This window comes from Paraburkholderia sp. J76 (genome assembly GCF_905220295.1).
GTDB lineage: Bacteria > Pseudomonadota > Gammaproteobacteria > Burkholderiales > Burkholderiaceae > Paraburkholderia.
This window is the reverse complement of sequence record NZ_CAJMZJ010000003.1, coordinates 245,346-264,566: the sequence shown is the minus strand read 5'-3', so window position 1 is coordinate 264,566 and position 19,221 is coordinate 245,346. Positions and strand designations below refer to the sequence as shown.

At 65.5% G+C, this 19,221-nt stretch carries 16 protein-coding genes; 8 read left to right on the top strand and 8 right to left on the bottom strand.

Going from position 1 to position 19,221, the window contains the following annotated elements; all coding sequences use genetic code 11:
• Positions 1-96: 96 nt before the first annotated feature.
• From U5768_RS07750 to cysS, 5 genes are all read right to left on the bottom strand, one after another.
• Complete coding sequence (locus U5768_RS07750) at positions 97-1,347, bottom strand: aspartate kinase (RefSeq protein ID WP_322029800.1); 1,251 nt, start codon at positions 1,345-1,347, stop codon at positions 97-99.
• Between the two features lie 421 nt (positions 1,348-1,768).
• Entirely contained in the window at positions 1,769-3,199 is a 1,431-nt protein-coding gene (tilS, locus tag U5768_RS07745; RefSeq protein WP_322029799.1) for a tRNA lysidine(34) synthetase TilS, read from the bottom strand.
• 41 nt (positions 3,200-3,240) lie between these two features.
• On the bottom strand, positions 3,241-4,212 hold the full coding sequence (locus tag U5768_RS07740) for an acetyl-CoA carboxylase carboxyltransferase subunit alpha (RefSeq protein ID WP_322029798.1): 972 nt from the start codon (positions 4,210-4,212) through the stop codon (positions 3,241-3,243).
• Positions 4,213-4,340: 128 nt separating this feature from the next.
• Positions 4,341-5,258, bottom strand: coding sequence for a DNA-3-methyladenine glycosylase (locus U5768_RS07735; protein WP_322029797.1), 918 nt, complete (start codon positions 5,256-5,258; stop codon positions 4,341-4,343).
• A 47-nt stretch (positions 5,259-5,305) separates the two neighbouring features.
• On the bottom strand, positions 5,306-6,703 hold the full coding sequence (gene cysS, locus U5768_RS07730; RefSeq protein WP_322029796.1) for a cysteine--tRNA ligase: 1,398 nt from the start codon (positions 6,701-6,703) through the stop codon (positions 5,306-5,308).
• 335 nt (positions 6,704-7,038) lie between these two features.
• On the opposite strand from cysS, the gene U5768_RS07725 reads away from it, so the two are divergent.
• The 4 genes from U5768_RS07725 (at position 7,039) to U5768_RS07710 (ending at position 9,909) form a co-directional block, all read left to right on the top strand.
• Positions 7,039-7,761, top strand: coding sequence for a tetratricopeptide repeat protein (locus U5768_RS07725; RefSeq protein ID WP_322029795.1), 723 nt, complete (start codon positions 7,039-7,041; stop codon positions 7,759-7,761).
• A gap of 67 nt (positions 7,762-7,828) precedes the next feature.
• Positions 7,829-8,413: a peptidylprolyl isomerase gene (locus tag U5768_RS07720; RefSeq protein ID WP_322029794.1), complete on the top strand. Its 585-nt coding sequence runs from the start codon at positions 7,829-7,831 to the stop codon at positions 8,411-8,413.
• Positions 8,414-8,583: 170 nt separating this feature from the next.
• Positions 8,584-9,078 carry a peptidylprolyl isomerase gene (locus U5768_RS07715; protein WP_322029793.1) on the top strand — a complete coding sequence of 165 codons (495 nt, stop codon included), beginning with the start codon at positions 8,584-8,586 and terminating at the stop codon, positions 9,076-9,078.
• A gap of 33 nt (positions 9,079-9,111) precedes the next feature.
• Positions 9,112-9,909: a UDP-2,3-diacylglucosamine diphosphatase gene (locus U5768_RS07710; RefSeq protein WP_322029792.1), complete on the top strand. Its 798-nt coding sequence runs from the start codon at positions 9,112-9,114 to the stop codon at positions 9,907-9,909.
• Positions 9,910-9,945: 36 nt separating this feature from the next.
• Here U5768_RS07710 and cysE read toward each other — a convergent pair whose 3' ends face one another.
• Together cysE and U5768_RS07700 are read right to left on the bottom strand one after the other, a co-directional pair.
• Positions 9,946-10,770, bottom strand: a complete 825-nt coding sequence (cysE, locus tag U5768_RS07705; protein WP_322029791.1) for a serine O-acetyltransferase — start codon at positions 10,768-10,770, stop codon at positions 9,946-9,948.
• 168 nt (positions 10,771-10,938) lie between these two features.
• Positions 10,939-11,745: an RNA methyltransferase gene (locus tag U5768_RS07700; protein WP_322030059.1), complete on the bottom strand. Its 807-nt coding sequence runs from the start codon at positions 11,743-11,745 to the stop codon at positions 10,939-10,941.
• Positions 11,746-12,244: 499 nt separating this feature from the next.
• Between U5768_RS07700 and U5768_RS07695 the strand changes: the two genes are divergently transcribed.
• The 4 genes from U5768_RS07695 (at position 12,245) to U5768_RS07680 (ending at position 18,631) form a co-directional block, all read left to right on the top strand.
• Positions 12,245-13,045: an inositol monophosphatase family protein gene (locus U5768_RS07695; protein ID WP_322029790.1), complete on the top strand. Its 801-nt coding sequence runs from the start codon at positions 12,245-12,247 to the stop codon at positions 13,043-13,045.
• A 167-nt stretch (positions 13,046-13,212) separates the two neighbouring features.
• Complete coding sequence (gene lplT, locus U5768_RS07690; RefSeq protein WP_322029789.1) at positions 13,213-14,511, top strand: lysophospholipid transporter LplT; 1,299 nt, start codon at positions 13,213-13,215, stop codon at positions 14,509-14,511.
• A 96-nt stretch (positions 14,512-14,607) separates the two neighbouring features.
• A complete protein-coding gene (gene mutS / locus U5768_RS07685) occupies positions 14,608-17,295 on the top strand; it encodes a DNA mismatch repair protein MutS (RefSeq protein ID WP_322029788.1) in 2,688 nt (895 codons plus the stop codon).
• A 100-nt stretch (positions 17,296-17,395) separates the two neighbouring features.
• Positions 17,396-18,631 (top strand): hypothetical protein, encoded by a 1,236-nt coding sequence (locus tag U5768_RS07680; protein WP_322029787.1) that lies wholly within the window; start codon positions 17,396-17,398, stop codon positions 18,629-18,631.
• Between the two features lie 40 nt (positions 18,632-18,671).
• Here the strand turns inward: U5768_RS07680 and U5768_RS07675 are convergent, their stop codons facing one another.
• Positions 18,672-19,217: a peptidylprolyl isomerase gene (locus U5768_RS07675; protein ID WP_322029786.1), complete on the bottom strand. Its 546-nt coding sequence runs from the start codon at positions 19,215-19,217 to the stop codon at positions 18,672-18,674.
• Positions 19,218-19,221: the final 4 nt, after the last annotated feature.

Below are 19,221 nucleotides of genomic sequence, written 5' to 3'. Positions count from 1 at the left end.
CGAACATCGTGCGCGGCATCTCGAATCAGAATCGGGCGGAAAAACCGCGTCACATCCGCGTCATACGACTCGAATGCAACGCGTGCGCAGCGCGATTTACGCGTGCTCGAGGTCGAATGCCTTGTGCAGCGCGCGGACCGCCAGCTCCATGTACTTCTCGTCGATCAGCACGGAGATCTTGATTTCCGAGGTCGAGATCATCTGGATGTTGATGCCCTCTTCCGAGAGCGTGCGGAACATCTTGCTCGCCACGCCCACGTGCGAGCGCATGCCCACGCCGACCACCGAAACCTTCGACACCTTCGGATCGCCCAGCACCTGCTCGGCGCTCACATGACCCTTCACCGTGTTGTTGAGAACATCCATCGCGCGCTGATAGTCGCCGCGCGGCACCGTGAACGTGAAGTCGGTCTTGCCGGCCACACTCTGGTTCTGGATGATCATGTCGACGTCGATGTTCGAGTCCGCCACCGGGCCGAGGATCTGATACGCGATGCCCGGCTTGTCGGGCACGCCCATCACGGCGATGCGGGCCTCGTCGCGCTGGAACGCGATACCCGAGATGACTGCTTTTTCCATGGTCTCGTCTTCTTCAAAAGTAATCAGGGTGCCCGAGGACATTTCCTCGTCGAGGTTCATCATGGGGTCGGTCAGGCTGGAGAGCACACGCGTCTTCACCTGATACTTGCCCGCGAATTCCACCGAGCGGATCTGCAGCACTTTCGAGCCGAGGCTGGCCATTTCCAGCATCTCTTCGAACGTAATGCGATCGAGACGGCGAGCGTCGTCCACCACGCGCGGATCGGTCGTGTAGACGCCGTCGACGTCCGTGTAGATCAGGCATTCGTCGGCCTTCAGCGCGGCGGCCACCGCCACCGCCGAAGTGTCCGAGCCGCCGCGGCCGAGCGTCGTGATGTGGCCTTCCGGATCGATGCCCTGGAAGCCCGTGATCACGACCACCTTGCCGTCGTCGAGGTCGGCCAGCACGCGCTCGCCGTCGATGTCGTTGATGCGGGCCTTGGTGAACGAGCTGTCGGTTTTGACCGGCACTTGCCAGCCGGTGTAGCTGATGGCGTCGACGCCGGCTTCCTGCAGGGCGATCGAGAGGAGACCGACGCTCACCTGCTCACCGGTCGACGCAATCATGTCGAGTTCGCGCGGGCTGGGCTGCGGCGAAATTTCTTTCGCGAGGCCGAGCAGACGATTGGTTTCGCCGGACATCGCCGAAGGCACGACGACCATCTTGTGGCCTGCCTTGTGCCATTTGGCGACGCGCCTGGCGACGTTCTTGATGCGCTCGACCGAGCCCATCGAGGTGCCGCCGTATTTGTGTACGATGAGTGCCATTGTCGTTCTGAACTGGAGATGTTACCGCGCTGGCGCACTGAAGGACTGGGCCGCCGGGGCGCTTAAGGCCATGGCGGCGGCTTCAGTGCGTGCAGCACGCGCGGGTTTTGCCCTCAGGGGCGCAAAGGTCGGCGCACGGGTGTCGATGCGCGCTTGTCACATGCCTGTGCTTGCACTTGCGCCCCGCCCGCATGCCGCTACGACGTCCCTGCAATCGTCGGATACCGCTCGAAGGAAAAATCGCGCCTTCATGGCACACGCCGCTTTTGACGGCGCCCATGAACGCGAAAAAGCGGGCTGGACAAACGACTTACACTACCCGATTGACGTCAAAATTACAAGACGAAACCCGTTTGCGGAGCGGGAAAAAGCTTGCGGGGCAAGGATTTGCGGGGGCACGATTGCAACGCTGCCGCCGGGTTCAGGCGATCACTAAATCTTCCCGCCATTCGATGCGACGCCAGCCCGCGCGCGACTCGCTTTGCGCCGTGCAGAACGCCGAGCGGTTCACGCCGATACGGGGCACGAACAGCAGCGTCTCGCCCACGAAAAGCAGCGGCACGTCACGCTCCCATGCGGGCACGCCACGCGTCTGGAACAGGTTCTTGAGCGTGCGGCTCACGTTCGCGGCTTCGTCGCGCAGACGCTCGCCGCCGCTGCGCTCACGCGCGATGAGCGGCGCGCTCGCGAGCACATGCTCGGGAACGGCGTCGGCGGCGTCGGGCGTGGCGGGCGCGAAAACGTACGTCCCGCGCCATGACGGCAGGCGCCAGATTTCCTCGCCGGCCCAGTTCAACGACACGGGCTCGCGCGAAAGCGCCGCGCCCTCGCCTCCGCGTTCATCGCCTGCCCACGCAGCTTCCCACGAGACGATGCCGCGATACGCGCGCAAGCGCTGACCGGCGTGTTCGACGCGCAACGCGTGACCGTTCGCATCGTCGCGCGCAATGGCGCGCAACTGCCGCAGCATATCCGCGAGCCGCGCCGCCGATGCCGCGGGCAGGCCGAGCGAGCGCATCCAGTAGCGAAGTAGATTGAGCGCGCGCGCCTCGTCGAGCACGAGCAGCGCGGTGTGCGAGAGTGCGCTATCGCCTTCGCATCCGACCTCGCGCAAGTCCATGCGTGCAAGATCGTCGAGCAGACGCTGCGAAGAAGCCGCATGCGCCGCCGTGCGCGCGAGCGCATCGCGATAACCGGGGAAATGGCCCGAGAGCGCCGGCATCACATCGTGACGCAAGGCGTTGCGTGCGTAGCGCGTGTCGTCGTTCGATTCGTCGTCGATCCACCGCAGGCCGTGTGCGCGCGCGTACCGTTCCAGTTGCGCGCGCAACAAGGCAAGCAGCGGCCGCATGCGAGCCACGCCACTCGCGCTCGCGCTCGCAGGCGCCATCGCCGCGAGCCCCGCGAGCCCGGCGCCGCGCAGCAATTGCAGCAGCACCGTTTCGGCCTGATCGTCCGCATGATGCGCGAGCCAGAGCGCCTGCACGCCGTGCGCCGCGCACATCGCGTCGAGGGCGCGGTAGCGCGCGTCGCGGGCCGCTGCCTCAACGCCGGCCGCGTTGTCGCGCGCCACCTGCACGCGCCTCGCGTCGAACGTCACACCGTAAGCGCGCGCGGTCGCCTCGCAATGGGCGAGCCAGGCATTCGCATCCGGACTCAGGCCGTGATGCACATGCAGCGCGACGATACGCGCCGCGCCAGCCGCCCGCACGGCTGCGTCGAGCAGCACGGACGAGTCGAGCCCGCCGCTATACGCAATCGCGATGCGTGCGTCGTTCGCAAGCGTGGAAAGCACAACGCCGAGCGCATCGAGAACGATGCGCCCGGCGTCGGATTCGGGATGGTCGGTCACAGTACGACCGCTGACGCTGGAAACCGCTGACGTCGCGCGCCTTACGCGCCCGGCGTCGTTTCCTTGAACTTGCCGTAGGCCATCAGGCGCTCGAAACGGCGCTGCTTCAGGTCGGCGATGCTCATGCCCTGGAACTGGCGCAGCGAGTCGGCCAGCGCGCGGCGCAGCAGCGCGGCCATGCCCTTCGGATCGCGATGCGCGCCGCCGAGCGGCTCGTTCACGATCTTGTCGATGAGACCCAGCGCCTTGAGGCGGTGCGCCGTGAGGCCCAGCGCTTCCGCGGCTTCCGGCGCCTTCGCCGCGCTCTTCCACAGAATCGACGCGCAGCCTTCCGGCGAGATCACCGAGTAGGTCGAGAACTGCAGCATCATGACCGTGTCAGCCACGGCGACCGCGAGCGCGCCGCCCGAACCGCCTTCGCCGATGATCGTCGTGATGATCGGCGTCTTGAGTTCGGCCATCACATAGAGATTGCGGCCGATGGCTTCCGACTGGCCGCGCTCTTCCGCACCGATGCCCGGGTACGCGCCCGGCGTGTCGACGAACGTGAAGATGGGCAGGCCGAACTTCTCGGCAAGACGCATCAGGCGCTCGGCCTTGCGATAGCCTTCGGGGCGCGGCATGCCGAAGTTGCGCGCGGCGCGCTCCTTCGTGTCGCGGCCCTTCTGATGGCCGATCACCATGCAGGCCTGGCCGTTGAAACGCGCGAGGCCGCCGACGACAGAAAGGTCATCCGCGAACGAGCGGTCGCCGTGGAGTTCGTGAAAATCGGTGAACAACTCGTGCACGTAATCGAGCGTGTACGGACGCTGCGCGTGACGCGCGATCTGCGAAACCTGCCACGGGCTCAAGTTCGCATAGAGGTCCTTCGTGAGCTGCTGGCTCTTCTTCGACAGCCGCTCGATTTCTTCCGAAATATCGACGGCCGAATCGTCCTGAACGAAGCGCAGTTCTTCGATCTTCGCTTCCAGTTCAGCGATCGGCTGTTCGAAATCCAGAAACGTGGTCTTCATGTGTGGGAATCCTTCACTTTGCGGCAGCGCGTATTCTAACCGCGCCAGCGCGCGCCGAAATCGGCTCAGAACTATCGATTTCTCGGATCGATAGGATTTTTCCTAATAATTCACGGCGCGCTTAGGCTTCACGACGGTTCGAGGCTGCGCCACATATACCAGGTCGCGACAGTACGCCACGGCTCCCAGTTGGCCGCGACTTCGCGCGCTTCGCTGCGCGTGACCGGCTCGCCGCTGAAATAGTTGACGCTGATCGCGCGGATCAGGCCGAGATCGTCGAGCGGCAGCACGTTCGGGCGCGCGAGATTGAAGATCAGGAACATCTCGGCGGTCCAGCGGCCAATGCCGCGAATTGCCGTAAGTTCCGCGATCACGTCCTCGTCGTCCATCGACGTCCACTTGCCCACGTGCAGCGCACCCGAAACGAAATGCTGCGCGAGATCGAGGATGTATTCCGTCTTGCGTTTCGAGAGCCCGCATGCGGCGAGCTTTTCGTGACCGAGTTTCAGGAACTGCTGCGGCACGAGCTTCGGGCAGGCGGCTTCCACACGCTGCCAGAGCGCTTGTGCCGCCGCCGTCGAAATCTGCTGGCCCACTACCGAGCGCGCGAGCGTGACAAACGGATCGTCGCGGCTCAGCAAATGCACGGGGCCGAATTTAGGAATCAGCTTCTTGAGAATACGGTCGCGCTTGACGAGGTCCGCACAGGCCTTGTCCCAATAGTCGGGACGCTGCACTTCGAACTCGAGATCGCCGAGCATGCTCGCCGCCGGCTCTACGGCTTCGAGCACCGCCGGACCATTGGAAAGCGCGGCCTCGATCGCCGCGCCGTCGAGCACCTCATGCGACGCGGACGCGCCATTGGCCTTCACGTGCGCCGTCTTCGCAGGCTTGGTCGCGGCCTTCCCGGCCGCGCCATTGAGCGCGCGCTTTGCACCTGCGGCTGCGCCCGCGGTTGCGCTCGCGTTTCTGCCTGCATTTCTGCCCGCATTTCTGCCCGTTAGCGACGCAGACCGCCTGGTCTGCGTCTTCGTGGCCGTTGCCATCCTGCCTCCTGCCTCGCGAATCGATCAGTGGAAACTGGACAGCCCGCTTACACGCGGCGCCACTCGGTCAACCCGCCCGGTTTGTCTTCGAGCGCGACACCGGCTTCGAGCAGTTCGGCCCGAATCCGGTCCGCCTCCGCATATTGCTTCGCCTGCTTGGCCGCCGTGCGCGCCGCGATATTCGCTTCGATCGCCGCCACGTCGAGCGCGCCCGCATCTTGCGCGCCCGCAGCCTGCTGCAGGAACACGCGCGGCTCGCGAACGAGCAGCCCGATCACGCGTGCGAGGCGCTGCAACTGACGCGCGAGCACGGCGTCGCGCGTGCGGTTCACTTCGCTCGCGAGTTCGAACAGCACGGCGATCGCCACCGGCGTGTTGAAGTCGTCGTTCATTGCCGCGCGAAAACGCTGCGCGTACGGCTCATTCCAGTCAAGCTCGCCCGCGTCCGGCGTCACGTCCTTCAACGACGTGTAAAGACGCGTGAGCGCGTTGCGCGCGTCGTCGAGGTGCACGTCGCTGTAATTCAGCGGCGAGCGGTAATGCGCGCGCGCCATGAAAAAGCGCACCACTTCGGCATCGTACTTCGCCAGCACTTCGCGGATCGTGAAGAAGTTGCCAAGCGACTTCGACATCTTCTCGTTGTCGATATTCACGAAGCCGTTATGCATCCACGTATTGACGAACGTCTTGCCGGTCGCGCCTTCGCTCTGGGCGATCTCGTTCTCGTGGTGCGGAAACTGCAGGTCCTGGCCGCCGCCATGAATGTCGAAGTGCTCGCCGAGCAGCGTGCAGCCCATGGCCGAGCATTCGATATGCCAGCCCGGACGCCCGCGCCCGAATTTCGAGTCCCAGCTCGTGTCGGCCGGCTCCTGCGGTTTTGCCTGTTTCCACAGCACGAAGTCAAGCGGATCCTGCTTGGCATCGTTCGTCGCCACACGTTCGCCTGCGCGCAGGTCTTCGATCGACTTGCCCGAGAGCGCGCCGTAGTTCGCGAACTTGCGCACCGCGTAATTCACGTCGCCGTCCGTACCCTGGTACGCGTAGCCGTTGCGCTCGAGCTTGCCGATCATGTCGAGCATCTGCGGAATGTATTGCGTCGCGCGCGGCTCGTGATCGGGGCGCTGGATGCCGAGCGCGTCCGCGTCTTCGTGCAGCGCTGCGATGAAACGGTCGGTGAGCTGCTTGATCGTCTCGCCGTTTTCCACCGCGCGACGAATGATCTTGTCGTCGATGTCGGTAATGTTGCGCACGTAGGTCACGTTGTAGCCGAGCGCGCGCAGCCAGCGTTGCACGATATCGAACACCACCATCACACGCGCATGCCCGACGTGACAATAGTCGTACACCGTCATCCCGCAGACGTACATACGCACGACGCCGGGCTCGAGTGGCACGAAATTTTGCTTGTCACGCGCGAGCGTGTTGTAGATGCGCAGTGATTCCATAAAGGCGGTGGATACGTGTGTCGAAAGAAATCCGCGGCGGCGCCGACCGCAGCCAGCGGGCGATGGCCCGCGTTGCTCAGGCTGCTGTCTGTCGGCGTCCGGACTGCAAACAGGCTAATGTTTTCAGCGGAGACGACCACGAGTGGCGTTGAAAAGTCCGGCGACTCGCGCAAGCGCCCGTCCGTCATATGCACATCGCGCGAACATAACGCGAACATACCGTAGACCAAATGTGGACCAAATGTGGACCAAGCGGGCGAGGGACAAAGCGCGCGACGAAAACGCACAGACCTTTTGTTAGAATGGCTCGGAGTATAACACCGCGACCTCACCCTATGAAACCTTCCAGCGGCCGCGCGCCCCGTGCTGCGACCCTTGCCGCGTCGGCTCTCTCGAGCGTCGCGATCCTGCTGTGCAGCGTGAGCATCGCGCATGCCGCACCTCCCGCGACGTCCGACGCCACGCCCGGCGCCGACGCGGCGATCAGCCAGCAAGACTGGGCTGGCGCGCTCAGCCAGCTCGACGCGCGCATCAAGACGAACCCGCGCGACGTGCAGGCGAAATTCAAGCGCGCGACCATTCTCGCGCGCCTGAACCGCGACGACGACGCGATCGAGGCGTTCACCGAACTCACGCAGCTCTACCCCGAATTGCCCGAGCCCTACAACAATCTCGCAGCGCTGTACGCGAAGCACGGCCGCTACGAGGAGGCGCGCGTCGCGCTCGAAACGGCGGTGAAGGCGAATCCGTCGTACACGCTCGCGTGGGAAAATCTCGGCGATCTGTATCTGCGTCTGGCCGATGCGTCATACCGCCGCGCGCAAACGCTCGGCCATGCGAGCGGCGCCACGCAGCAGCGCCAGGCCGACATCGCGAAGATCATCTCGCCGCCGCCCGCGCCGAAGAAGTCAGGCGCAGTAGCGGCAGAAAGTGCATCCGGGGTGAGCCCGTCGGCCGTCGTGCCTGCGCTCAGCAACCCCGCGTACCAGTTCGGCGGCCAGACGGGCTCGCTCGCGATGCCGCCTTTCGTGGCGCCGTCGCCCGCGCCGTCCAACTAGCCTTCGAACCAACACCTGGCGCGCTCGCGCGCTGCGACACGTTTTTCCCGCACTTCCGAGGATACTCATGAAATGGTTGATGTTGGCGCTCGGCAGCGCCGCCCTGATCGCGAACGCACCCGCCTTTGCGCAAAACGGCCAGTTGGCCGCCGCGCATCCGCAAGTGCTCTTCAAGACCAGTGAAGGCGACATTCGCGTCGAGCTTTATCCGGAGAAGGCGCCGAAGACCGTCGACAATTTCCTGCAGTACGTGAAGGCCGGCCAGTACAACGGCACGATCTTCCATCGCGTGATTCGCGGCTTCATGATCCAGGGCGGCGGCTACACGCAAAGCTTCGTCGAGAAGCCCACGCGCGCGCCCATCGCGCTTGAAAGCAGGAACGGCCTGAAGAACCTCACGGGCACGATCGCGATGGCGCGCACGAGCGACCCGAATTCGGCCACCGCGCAGTTCTTCATCAACACCGTCGACAACGCCGGCCTCGACTATCCGAACCCGGACGGCAACGGCTATGCGGTGTTCGGCAAAGTTACGCAGGGCATGGACGTCGTGAAGAAGATCGAAGCGGCGCCCACCACCTCGCGCGGCCCGATGGCCGACGTGCCGCAAAAGGAAATCGTGATCGAGTCGGCAACCGTAGTCGCCAAATGAGTCAGCACGTAAAACGCCGGCAACACGCCAGTTAATCATCGGCTAACCGGGCGGCAACGCCGCCCTCACCCGTCGCACGTCGCGGCGCCGGCACACGCGTCGGGCACCACGCCCCGCCTCTTGCCGATGCAGCGACGTTCATTCCCCCAGCCACAGGCAAAGGATCCATCATGGTCGAACTGCACACGAACCACGGCGTCATCAAGCTCGAACTGAACGCCGAGAAGGCCCCGAAAACGGTCGCCAACTTCCTCAACTATGTGAAGAACGGCCACTACGACGGCACGGTGTTTCACCGCGTCATCGACGGGTTCATGATCCAGGGCGGCGGCTTCGACGCCGGCATGAAGCAAAAGCCGACCGAAGCGTCGATCGAAAACGAAGCGAACAACGGCCTGAAGAACGAGCGCGGCTCGATCGCCATGGCTCGCACCAACGACCCGCATTCGGCGTCGGCACAGTTCTTCATCAACGTGGCCGACAACGACTTCCTGAACCACTCGTCGCCGACGCCGCAAGGCTGGGGCTACGCCGTGTTCGGCAAGGTCGTGGAAGGCCTCGAAGTGGTCGACAAGATCAAGAAGGTCAAGACGGGCTCGAAGGGCTTCCATCAGGACGTGCCGGTCGATGACGTCGTGATCGAGAAGGCCGTCGTCGTCGAATAAGCTTCACTCAACTCTCACGCACACCCTTCATCGATGCTGCAGGAAAAGGCTTTACGACACGCTGCCGCGGGCGTGCCCGGCGAGGGCAAGCGCCCGCACGCGGCTCGCCCGTTCCTGTTCATTTCCGATGTGCATCTGAACGAAGGGATTCCGCGTACGGTCGCCGCGTTCGAGCGCTTCATCCGGGTCACGGCCGATCAGGCCGACTCGGTGTTCATACTCGGCGACCTCTTCGAATACTGGATCGGCGACGACATGCTCTCCGATCCGTTCCCCGCGCGCATGGCCGCACTGATGCACACGCTCTCCGAGCGCGGCATCGCGCTCTACATCATGCACGGCAACCGCGACTTTCTGATGGGCAAGCGCTTCATGAAAGCCGCGGGCGCGATCTGGCTGCCCGATCCCATCGCGATCACCGCGTTCGGCACGCGTCTTGCCCTCGCGCACGGCGACGCGATGTGCACCGACGATCACGGCTATCAGCTTTTTCGCAAGCTCGCGCGCAACCGGCTCGTGCAGTTGCTGTTTCTCGCGTGGCCGTTTCGCTGGCGCCGCGCGATCGCCGAGCGTGCGCGCCACGCGAGCGAGAACAAGCGCAGCGGGCCGCGGCTGCCCAAGTACGACGTCACGGACAAAGGCGTGGCGGCGCTCTTCAAGCGCGCGCGTGCGAACACCATCGTGCACGGCCACACGCACAGGCCGGCGCGCCACCAGGAGCCCGGCGGCACGCGTTGGGTTTTGCCCGACTGGGATCTCGATCACGGCAAGCCACGCGGCGGTTATCTGCGCGTGGATGCCGAAGGGTTCAGGGTCTTGCCGCTGGACTGAAGTGCGCGGCTTCCAGCGCCTTGGCGGCTCTACGCGTCAAACGCGCGCCGCCGCCTTCGCTTCCTCGCGGCTCGCCGCTTCGGCTTGAGAGGCGCCGCATTCCAGTCCCTCCGACAAACGACGCAATTCGGCGAGTGCCGCGTCGGCGCCATGCAGCGCCTCGAGACGCGCGCCGAGCCGCTCCAGCGCGACCACGATGGCGTCGACGCGCTGCGTCTGCGTGGCCGCGTGGTCGATCAGTCCGTGGATCGCGAGCGAAACGGGATCGTCCGCGTTGGGGGTGATGCCGTACGCGAAGAAGCCTTCGCGCGCCGAAGCCGGTCTCATCTGCGCCGGCGCGGTCTTCGCGGGCGCGACGACGCGCGCGGGGTTGCCCACCGCCGTCGCGCCTTCCGGCACCGGCTTCACGACCACGGCGTTCGAGCCGATCTTCGCGCCGGCGCCCACCGTGAAGCCGCCGAGCACCTTTGCGCCCGCGCCGACAATGACGCCCGGCCCGAGCGTCGGGTGGCGCTTGGCGCCGCGCGTAAGCGACGTGCCGCCGAGCGTGACGCCCTGATAGATCGTGCAGTCGTCGCCGACTTCGGCCGTCTCGCCGATCACGACGCCCATGCCGTGATCGATGAACACACGCCGGCCGATGGTCGCGCCCGGATGGATCTCGATGCCTGTCAGAAAACGCGCGATCTGCGAAACGTAACGCGCAAGCCAGCGGCGCTTCGCGCGCCAGCATGCGTGCGCGAAGCGATGCAGCACGAGCGCATGCAGACCCGGATAACAGGTCAGGACCTCCCACGCGCTGCGGGCGGCGGGATCGCGCTCGCGGATCGTGGCAATGTCTTCGCGAAGTCTCTTGAACATGGCAGTCACGCTAAAAACGTGTGAAACATGGGGAAACGGCGCAGCGGCTATTGCAGCCGCGCGCATTTGCTTATGAATTTTTAGCCGGGTTCAGCCGATTGTAGGCGCAAAGCCGATTGGAGGTCGGAAGTCCCCGCGGGCGGCAAGGTCGGACGCCGCAGCCGGGAATCAGCGGCTCTCGCCCTTACCGTCGCCTTTGCCCTTGAGCATGAGAATGTGCTTGGCGATGCCGCGCACGATATTGACCTCCTCGCGCTCGAGCCCCGAGCGGGCGAAGAGGCGCCGCAGGCGTGACATGAGTTTTTTCGGATTGGCGGGATCGAGAAACTCGAGCGCGATGAGCGCATTTTCCAGATGCACGTACATGCGCTCGATGTCGTCGCTCGTCGCGAGCGGCGAGCCGCCGCCGGGCTGGGAGGTCGCGGCCGCGCCGCCTGCCGCCGCCAACGCCGGGGCGGGCGCACTCTCGCCGAGATAAGCGAGGCGAAGCTCGTACGAGAGCACCTGGACCGCCTGGGCAAGATTGAGCGAGCTATAGGCGGGATTGGCCGGAATATGGGCAAGCGCGCTGCAGCGCTCGACGTCGTCGTTCGACAGACCCGTGCGCTCGTTGCCGAACACGAGCGCGATGTCGCCGCCGTGCGCCACCTGCCGGCACGCGTGCTGCACCGCCTCGCGCGGCGCGGCGGGCGGCGGCCCGTACTCGCGCGTGCGGGCCGTGAGCGCGAGCGACCATTGCACGCCCGCCAGCGCGTCGGCGAGCGTCGGCACGATATGGGCGGCCGCGAGCACGTCGTCGGCCCCGCTCGCCATCGCCACGGCTTCCGGGTCGCAGTGGACCTGCGGCACGCGCGGCGCCACCAGCACGAGGCGCGAGAATCCCATGGTCTTCAGCGCGCGCGCCGCCGCGCCGACGTTGCCGGGATGGCTCGGCTCGACGAGCACGAAGCGGGTGGACGTGAAGCCGCCGCGCAGCGGCTCGTGCGCATCGCCGGAAGCCGGCGAAGTTACGGGAGAGTCGGACGAATCGGGCGAATCGGGGTGCGTCAAGATGGTTCTCTAACCGCGAAAAAGGAATTGGAATGTCTATGTTAGCGCGCCTCGCGCCGCCGCCGTGCTTCGAGCTTGAGCAGGCGCGCACACTGGCCGAACGTCATATCCATGAAAATCCCGATATCCTGCCCGGGAGAAGCCATGGAAACGCCGAGACTCGGGTAAAATGGCGGTTTCGCGCGCGTCGGGCCAATCGTGCAGCCGCATGGCTGCCCGCCAGACGCCGGGCAACCTGCTGGCCAGTTGCCGGCAAACAGCGCCGCCGCGCCCCGCTCTTATCCAATTCGTCTCCGTTGACGGGACAGGTTCCGCAGGTCCGTTTCGAGGCCCGCGCCCTGTCCAATCGTTAGACGCTTTTATCTTTTGCACCACCGGCGCGCATCCAGCCTTCGCGAGCGCCGGACAACAAGGATCCTGGCTCATGCATCCCATGCTCAACATCGCTGTCAAGGCCGCGCGCCGCGCCGGACAGATCATCAACCGCGCGTCGCTCGACCTCGACCTCGTGCAGGTCGCGAAGAAGCAGCACAACGATTTCGTCACGGAAGTCGACAAAGCGGCCGAAGCCGCCATCATCGAAACGCTCAGGACCGCCTACCCCGATCACTCCATCCTCGCCGAGGAATCGGGCCTGTCGGAAAACGAATCCGAATACCAGTGGATCATCGATCCGCTCGACGGCACCACCAACTTCATCCACGGCTTCCAGTACTACTGCGTTTCGGTCGCGCTCGCGCACAAGGGCCTCGTCACGCAGGCCGTGGTCTACGATCCGACGCGCAACGATCTCTTCACCGCCTCGCGCGGCCGCGGCGCGTTCCTGAACGACCGCCGCATCCGCGTGGGCCGTCGCGACCGTCTCGCCGACGGCCTGATCGGCACCGGCTTCCCGTTCCGCGAGAAGAACGGCCTCGACAGCTACTGCGAACTGTTCGCCGAAATGACCAACGCGTGCGCGGGCCTGCGCCGCCCGGGCGCGGCCGCGCTCGATCTGGCCAACGTCGCGGCCGGCCGCATGGACGGCTTCTTCGAACAGGGCCTCAATCCGTGGGACGTCGCCGCGGGCGGCCTGCTCGTGACGGAAGCCGGCGGTCTGATCGGCAACTACACGGGCGACTCGGATTTCCTGCACGTGGGCGAAGTCGTCGCGGGCAACCCGAAGGTCTACGCGCAGATGGTGCCGATCCTCTCGAAGTACACGCGCGTCACGAAAGCGGCGTAAGCGCCCATGCGCGTCGCGGTGCAAGCGTTGTTCCGCCGCGACGCCTGCGAAGCGCGCGCCGGGTCAGCGCCGGGCTCCCCCATGCGCATCGAGCGGCTTCGGCCGCTTTTTTGTCGTCTGTCCGTATCAGCCGTGGCCTGACTGCAAGCGGACCACGTACGCATCCGATGAAAAAAAGCTTCTACACGATAATCGCCGCGCAGTTCGTGTCGTCGCTCGCCGACAACGCGCTCCTCATCGCGGCGATTGCGCTGCTCACGGTAATTGCGTCGCCCGCCTGGGTGACGCCGCTCCTGCAGATCTTCTTCACGATTTCCTACGTGGTGCTCGCGCCTTTCGTCGGCGCGTTCGCCGACGCCCTGCAAAAGCGCCACGTGATGTTCGTCTCGAACGCGCTCAAGGCGTGCGGCTGCCTGCTGATGATCGCGGGCGTGCATCCGATGATCGCGTATGGCGTGGTCGGCTTCGGCGCGGCGGCCTACTCGCCCGCAAAGTACGGAATCCTGACGGAATTGCTGCCGGCCGAAAAACTCGTCGCCGCCAACGCGTGGCTCGAATCGGCGACGGTGCTCTCCACCATCGTCGGCACGATGATGGGCGGCGCACTCGTTTCGACCTACGCCGGGCGCTTCGTCACGCATCATCGGTTGCCGCTCATCCACTCGGCCGCCGACCTCGCGATGCTCGCCGTGATGATCACGTACGTGTGCGCCGCGATCATCAACATCGCCATTCCCGACACGCTCGCGCGTTACGAAAACCGCCTCAAGGAGCCCGCGCGGCTTCTGAGCGATTTCACGCATAGCTTCAACGTGCTCTGGACCGACAAGCTCGCCCAGATCGCACTCTGGGTCACGACCCTGATGTGGGGCGCGGCGGTCACGCTGCAACTGCTCGTGCTCAAGTGGGCCGACGCGAACCTCGGACTCTCGCTTTCGAAAGCCGCCGTGATGCAGGGCGTGACCGGGCTCGGCATCGCGCTCGGCGCGGGCGCGGCCGCCGCGTGGGTGTCGCTGCGCGCCTCGCTGCGCGTGCTGCCCGTGGGCGTGCTGTGCGGCGCGGTGGCGATCGGCATGGCGTTCTACAGCAAGGGCCTCTTTCCGCAGGGCATGGGCGTGCGCTTCGGCACATTCATCGTGCCCTTCTATCTGCTTTTCGCGTACCCGCTGATGGTGCTGCTCGGCGTGCTCGCCGGCTTTTTCATCGTGCCGATGAACGCCCTGCTCCAGCATCGCGGCGCGACGCTGCTTTCGGCGGGGCACTCGATCGCGGTACAGAACTTCAACCAGAATCTCGCGGTGCTGTTCATGCTCGGCGCGTATGCGCTGCTGCTCACCGCGAAGGTGCCTGTGCAGTGGATCATCGTCGTATTCGGCGTATTCGTTTCCACGCTGATCTGGCTCGCCATGCGGCGCAGTGCGGCAAACGCGCGCACCGTGGACCTGCAGGCGCTCGTCGACGAATGACTGGCTCCGCGGAAACGGCGTTAGCCGAAAGGCTGGCTTTACATGCAATCGGCGCGCGTTAAACTCACGCCCTGAACCCCTAGCAAGACACCGAGGATGGCTACACACACCGCCGGCGCAGCCGACATCGCGCAACACACTCCCATGATGCAGCAATATTTGCGCATCAAGGCCGACCATCCGGGCACGCTCGTGTTCTACCGGATGGGCGACTTCTACGAGCTGTTCTTCGAAGACGCCGAGAAAGCCGCGCGCCTGCTCGACCTCACGCTCACGCAGCGCGGCGCGTCGGCGGGCAATCCGATCAAGATGGCCGGCGTGCCGCATCACGCGGTCGAGCAATACCTCGCGAAGCTCGTGAAGCTGGGCGAATCGGTGGCGATCTGCGAACAGATCGGCGACCCGGCCACGTCGAAGGGGCCAGTCGAGCGCAAGGTCGTGCGCGTGGTCACGCCCGGCACGCTCACGGACGCAGCGCTCCTGTCCGACAAAAACGACGTGTACCTGATGGCAGTCTGCCCCGGCCACAACCGGCGCGGCGTGACCGTCAACGTCGGCCTCGCGTGGCTCAATCTCGCGAGCGGCGCACTGCGTCTCGCGGAAGTCGCGCCGGAACAGGTCGCCACGGCGTTCGAACGCATCCGGCCCGCGGAAATGCTCGTCGCGGAAATGCCTGCGGAAACCGCCGCATGGGCGCCGCCCGCCGGTTCGCGCGCGCTCACGCGCGTGCCCGCCTGGCATTTCGACATTGGCTCGGGCAAGCAGCGCCTGTGCGACCAGCTCGATGTGGCGAGCCTCGACGGCTTCGGCGCGCAAACGCTCACGAGCGCCTGCGGCGCGGCGGGCGCGCTGCTGCTTTATGCCGCGGCCACGCAGGGCCAGCAACTGCGCCACGTGCGCAGCCTGAAGGTCGAAGCCGAATCGGAATACATCGGGCTCGATCCGGCCACGCGCCGCAACCTCGAACTCACCGAAACGCTGCGCGGCACCGAATCGCCCACGCTCTGCTCGCTGCTCGATACGTGCAGCACGGCCATGGGCAGCCGCCTGCTGCGCCACTGGCTACATCACCCGCCGCGCCAGGCCGCGATCGCGCAGATGCGCCAGCAGGCCATCGGCGCGCTGCTCGAAGCGCCTGCGCATGCGAGCGTCGATACGTTGCGCGGCGCCTTGCGCCAGATCGCCGACGTCGAGCGCATCACGGGGCGGCTCGCGTTGCTTTCGGCGCGACCGCGCGATCTTTCCAGCCTGCGCGACACCTTCGCGGCGTTGCCCGCGCTGCGCGAACAGGTGGCGGCCGCAAGCGGCGCGGCCATGTTGCTCGCGCACATCGCCGAGGCGCTCGAACCGCCGGCCGAGTGCGCGGCGCTGCTGCAGCGCGCGGTCGCGCCGGAACCCGCGGCGATGGTGCGCGACGGCGGCGTGATCGCGCGCGGCTACGACGCGGACCTCGACGAACTGCGCGACATCTCCGAGAACTGCGGCCAGTTCCTGCTCGACCTCGAAACGCGCGAACGCACGCGCACCGGCATCGGCAATCTGCGCGTCGAGTACAACAAGGTGCACGGCTTCTATATCGAAGTCACGCGTGGCCAGACCGACAAGGTTCCCGACGACTATCGCCGCCGTCAAACGCTCAAGAACGCCGAGCGCTACATCACGCCCGAACTCAAGACGTTCGAGGACAAGGCGCTCTCGGCGCAGGAACGCGCGCTCTCGCGCGAAAAGGCGCTCTACGACGCGCTGCTGCAATCGCTGCTGCCTTTCATTCCCGACTGCCAGCGCGTGGCCGCGGCGCTCGCTGAACTCGACCTGCTGGCCGCGTTCGCGGAACGTGCCCGCGCGCTCGACTGGAATGCCCCCACGTTCACGGACGCACCCGGCATCGAGATCGAGCAAGGCCGGCATCCCGTCGTCGAAGCGCAGGTCGAACAGTTCATCGCCAACGACTGCCAGCTTTGCGCCGAGCGCAAGCTGCTGCTCATCACCGGCCCGAACATGGGCGGTAAATCGACGTTCATGCGGCAAACCGCGCTCATCGCCCTGCTCGCCTACGTGGGCAGCTACGTGCCGGCAAAGCATGCGCGCTTCGGCCCGATCGACCGCATCTTCACGCGTATCGGCGCCGCCGACGACCTCGCGGGCGGCCGTTCGACCTTCATGGTCGAGATGACCGAAGCCGCCGCCATTCTCAACGACGCCACGCCGCAAAGTCTGGTGCTGATGGACGAGATCGGGCGCGGCACATCGACGTTCGACGGCCTCGCGCTCGCGTGGGCCATCGCGCGGCATCTGCTCGCGCACAACGGCTGCCACACGCTCTTCGCCACGCACTACTTCGAACTCACGCAACTGCCGGCCGAATTCGCGCAGGCGGCGAACGTGCATCTTTCGGCCGTCGAACACGGCCACGGCATCGTCTTCCTGCACGCGGTGCAGGAAGGGCCGGCGAATCAGAGCTACGGCTTGCAGGTCGCGCAACTCGCGGGTGTGCCGGCCGCCGTGATCCGCGCCGCGCGCAAACATCTCGTGCATCTGGAGCAGCAATCGGCAGGCCAACCCACGCCGCAACTCGACCTGTTCGCCGCGCCCGCCGCCGACTACGACGACGAAGCGGCATACCTGGAAGACCGCACCGCGCCAGCCGTGGAGGAGGATCGCGGGGCGGCGCTCGTCGCGCAGCGCCTGCGCGAACTCGACCCGAACGAACTGCGCCCGCGCGACGCGCTCGACCTGTTGTACGAACTGCATGAGCTGGCCACAGCGCCGGACGCCAAACGCTGAGCGTCGCCTCGCGACGCTGCCGCGGCCACCGCAACCGCCGGGCCGCGGCAGCCGCCGTTCGCGCTATCTGAAAATAATGCGCCGTGTGTCGTGCGCGTTGATGCTGGTATCGTCGCTGGCTTCGCCGCTCACGGCGCTGGCGCAGGCACCCCGTTATGCCTTCGCGGTCGTGGCGAACGCGCTCACCTCGCAGTCCGACGAAGCGTGGGCGCAGCGGCTACTCGACGCAATCGGCCGCGATCCGCAAATTGCCTTCACCGTGTACGACGGCAACCTCAAAGGCGCCCGCGAAACCTGCGCCGACCATCTCTACGAGCGGCGGCACGACATCCTGGAGGCGTCGCGCTCTCCCGTCGTGTTCGTGCCCGGCGAACGCGACTGGGTCACTTGCGGCATGAACGGCTCGGGCGCCTACGACCCCGCCGAGCGGCTCGATTTCCTGCGCCAGAACTTCTTCTCCGATCCCAACGCACTCGGCCAGACTCCCTTGACGCTCACGCGCGAGAGCGAGGTGTCGCGCTTCCGCCCGTATCGTGAAAATGTGCGCTGGCAACTAGGCGATACCGTATTCATTGGGCTGAACGTGCCGGACGGGAATAATCACTATCTCAATGCAGGCGGCCGCAACGGCGAGTTCGAAGACCGCGTGATTGCGAACGGCTTCTGGCTGGAACATGCGGGCGAGTATGCGAAGCGACGCAACGCGCGCGCGATCGTCATCTTCATGCAGGCCGACGCGATGCCCGAGCACTACGAGCGCCCTGACCGCTTCGCGTGGCTGCGCTTTCACCGCGCGCCGCGCGACGGCTATCTCGAGTTGCGCCGCAGCCTCCTGAAGCTCGCCGAGATTTTCCGTGGGCAAATCATCATCGTGAATGCGGACGACTCGAAGCTCGCGCACGGCTTCACGATCGATCAGCCGTTGCGCAACGACAAGGGAGCAAAGATAGAAAACGTCACGCGCATCGCGTTTTCACTGCGCGATCCAATGACGCAATGGCTGCAGGTGGACGCCGACATGTCGCGCCGCACACCGCTGCGCGTGAGCGTGCGCGATGTACCGAAACATCTGCCGATGTTGCCCGCGCAGCCGCCGTCGAACCTGCCTGGCGCCGGAGCGGCGCCCGCGATGCCGGAAATGCCCGAGGTCTCGTCGATGCCGGACGTGACCGAAATTCCGGGCATGCCGCAATCGCCCGACGTTGCACCCGCAACGCCTGGCGCCGGTGAGAATGGACTAAATGGTACGAATGGCCAGAACGGCCAGGAAGGTGGGAATAGCGGCAGCCCGCTGCAGCCACCCGGCGCACCGGCGTCGGGCGGCTTCGCGCATTGACTGGCGCTTAATGCAGAAGCTTGGGGCTTGGTGCAGGGGCTTAGTGCAGGGTAGGTTTCGAGTTGCCTTCGTCGCCGTCGTCTTCTTCGTCTTCGTCGACGATTTCGAGGCCGTCCGCGCCATGCGCGTGCTCATGTTCGATTTCGTCTTCGGTCGCGACGCGCACTTCCTTGACCGTGAGCGCGAAACGCAGCGCCATGCCCGCCAGCGGATGATTGCCGTCGAGCACGACCTTGTCTTCGGCGACATCCGTCACCGTGTAAATAAGCGTGTCGAGATCTTCGTCGCCTTCTTCGGGCGTGCCTTCGAACTGCATGCCGACTTCGAGCGGCTCCGGAAAGCGGTTGCGCGGCTCGATCTTCACGAGTTCGGGATCGTATTCCCCGAAAGCATCTTGCGGCTCAAGCTGGATCTGGGTTTCGAAGCCAGGCTCCTGGCCGTCCAGCACTTCCTCGATCTTGGGGAACGTGCCATCATAGCCGCCGTGCAGATAGACCATCGGCTCGTCGCTTTCCTCAATCAGATTGCCCTGCGCATCCGATAGCTTGTAAGCGACCGACACGACGGTGTCCTTTGCAATTTTCATTCGT

Bases quoted from the DNA above. Each gene is read 5' to 3' on its own strand.
- U5768_RS07750 (WP_322029800.1), bottom strand. From the start codon at position 1,347: ATGGCACTCATCGTACACAAATACGGCGGCACCTCGATGGGCTCGGTC.
- U5768_RS07740 (WP_322029798.1), bottom strand. From the start codon at position 4,212: ATGAAGACCACGTTTCTGGATTTCGAACAGCCGATCGCTGAACTGGAA.
- U5768_RS07735 (WP_322029797.1), bottom strand. From the start codon at position 5,258: ATGGCAACGGCCACGAAGACGCAGACCAGGCGGTCTGCGTCGCTAACG.
- cysS (WP_322029796.1), bottom strand. From the start codon at position 6,703: ATGGAATCACTGCGCATCTACAACACGCTCGCGCGTGACAAGCAAAAT.
- U5768_RS07725 (WP_322029795.1), top strand. From the start codon at position 7,039: ATGAAACCTTCCAGCGGCCGCGCGCCCCGTGCTGCGACCCTTGCCGCG.
- U5768_RS07720 (WP_322029794.1), top strand. From the start codon at position 7,829: ATGAAATGGTTGATGTTGGCGCTCGGCAGCGCCGCCCTGATCGCGAAC.
- U5768_RS07715 (WP_322029793.1), top strand. From the start codon at position 8,584: ATGGTCGAACTGCACACGAACCACGGCGTCATCAAGCTCGAACTGAAC.
- U5768_RS07710 (WP_322029792.1), top strand. From the start codon at position 9,112: ATGCTGCAGGAAAAGGCTTTACGACACGCTGCCGCGGGCGTGCCCGGC.
- cysE (WP_322029791.1), bottom strand. From the start codon at position 10,770: ATGTTCAAGAGACTTCGCGAAGACATTGCCACGATCCGCGAGCGCGAT.
- U5768_RS07695 (WP_322029790.1), top strand. From the start codon at position 12,245: ATGCATCCCATGCTCAACATCGCTGTCAAGGCCGCGCGCCGCGCCGGA.
- lplT (WP_322029789.1), top strand. From the start codon at position 13,213: ATGAAAAAAAGCTTCTACACGATAATCGCCGCGCAGTTCGTGTCGTCG.
- mutS (WP_322029788.1), top strand. From the start codon at position 14,608: ATGGCTACACACACCGCCGGCGCAGCCGACATCGCGCAACACACTCCC.
- U5768_RS07680 (WP_322029787.1), top strand. From the start codon at position 17,396: ATGCTGGTATCGTCGCTGGCTTCGCCGCTCACGGCGCTGGCGCAGGCA.
- U5768_RS07675 (WP_322029786.1), bottom strand. From the start codon at position 19,217: ATGAAAATTGCAAAGGACACCGTCGTGTCGGTCGCTTACAAGCTATCG.